Raw genomic sequence first — 1,477 nt, 5'->3', positions numbered from 1 at the left:
CCACCGCCCCGCCCCCCGGCGTCAGCCCCGCGCCGGGGGGCGGGGCGGTGGAGGAGCGCACGACGAGGTTCGTGGCGAGCTCGATGTGGTGCGGGTCGAGCACCTCGCCGTCCACCAGGCGCAGCAGCATCTCCAGCGCGAAGCGCCCCATGTCCTGCAGCGGGGTGCGCACGGTGGTCAGGGCCGGGGTGACCCACGGCGCCATGTAGGTGTCGTCGAAGCCGACCACGGAGACGTCGTCGGGCACGCGCAGGCCCAGGGCGTGCGCGGCCTGCACGACGCCGAAGGCGCACACGTCGGTGACGGCGAACACGGCGGTGGGGCGGTCGGGGCCGGTGAGCAGCCGGGTGGTGTGCTCGAAGCCGGCGTCGAAGCCGAAACCGGCCTCGACGACCAGGCGCGGGTCGGTGGCCAGCCCGGCGCTCTCCACCGCGGCCCGGTACCCGTGCAGGCGGGCCAGGGTGATCGCCGCGCCGGCGGGGCCGCCGAGGTGCGCGATGCGCCGGTGCCCCAGGGCGATGAGGTGCTCGGTGGCGCTGAACGCGCCGGTCCAGTTGGTCGCGCCGACGCTGGCGACCTGCGCCTGCGGGGCGTGGACGGGGTCGACGACGACGAGCGGCAGGTGGACCTCCTCGAACCCGGCGACGTGCTGGGAGGTGAGGTCGGAGGTCACGACGAGGACGCCGTCGCGGCCGGCCTCCACCAGGCGGCGGGCCCAGGTCGCGCCGGCGCTGAACCCGGAGGCGTCGTCGGAGAAGCGCCCGACGACGACGTCGGCGCCGGCGGCGGTGCCGGCGTCGGTGACCCCGCGGATCAGCTCGGTGGCGTAGGGGCTCATGAAGTCGTCGAAGATCAGCCCGATGGTGCGGTGGGTGGAGCCGTCGGGGCGGACGGGCCCGCGGGGGGCCTGGCGCACCGCCGGCCGGGGGAGCTGCTGGTAGTCGTGCTCGTCGAGCAGGCGCTGGATGGCGGTGCGGGTCTCGGCGCCGACGTCGTCGCGGCCGTTGAGCACCTTCGAGACGGTCGCCGTCGACACCCCCGCGGCCGAGGCGATGGCGGCGAGCGTGGGGCGCTTGCGCCTGCCGACGGGTTGCGTCACGTGACCTCCTCCGAGCCGACCCGGGCGCGGCCCGGGAGCCCATCCTCTCAGCCGCGGGCGCGGGGAGGCCCGGGCGGCGGCGCCGTCGGCCCCGTGCGCCGACCGCGGGGACCGCGACTGCGAAAGGTTGCGCAAACGACGGTAGGGGTGCCGACCGACCCGGTCAAGCACGGCACGCTGCTGCCGCGCAGCCGCATCGGGCCTCCCGGAGAACCTCGCCGAGGCCCTTGACGCTGCCGTCGGGACGGTCCTAGCGTCTCGGCCACCACCCCGGTTCGCGCAACGTTGCGAACACACCGGCACCACCTGGACGGCCCCGCCGGCGGAGCGCCGCCGCTCCCCGGGCCCGCACGCACCCGCACGCACCCCGGCTCCACC

1 protein-coding gene is annotated in these 1,477 nt (G+C 76.6%); it reads right to left on the bottom strand.

The genetic code is table 11. From position 1 onward, the window contains the following. The coding region (locus GTR00_RS20665) for a LacI family DNA-binding transcriptional regulator (RefSeq protein ID WP_166613405.1) at window positions 1-1,099 on the bottom strand (1,099 nt) is incomplete at its 3' end. Between the last annotated feature and the right edge of the window lie 378 nt (window positions 1,100-1,477).

Source organism: Kineococcus indalonis (genome assembly GCF_009906395.1).
Taxonomy (GTDB): Bacteria; Actinomycetota; Actinomycetes; order Actinomycetales; family Kineococcaceae; genus Kineococcus; species Kineococcus indalonis.
Note: the sequence above shows the minus strand (reverse complement) of the source record. Positions and strands in the feature narration are given on the sequence as shown.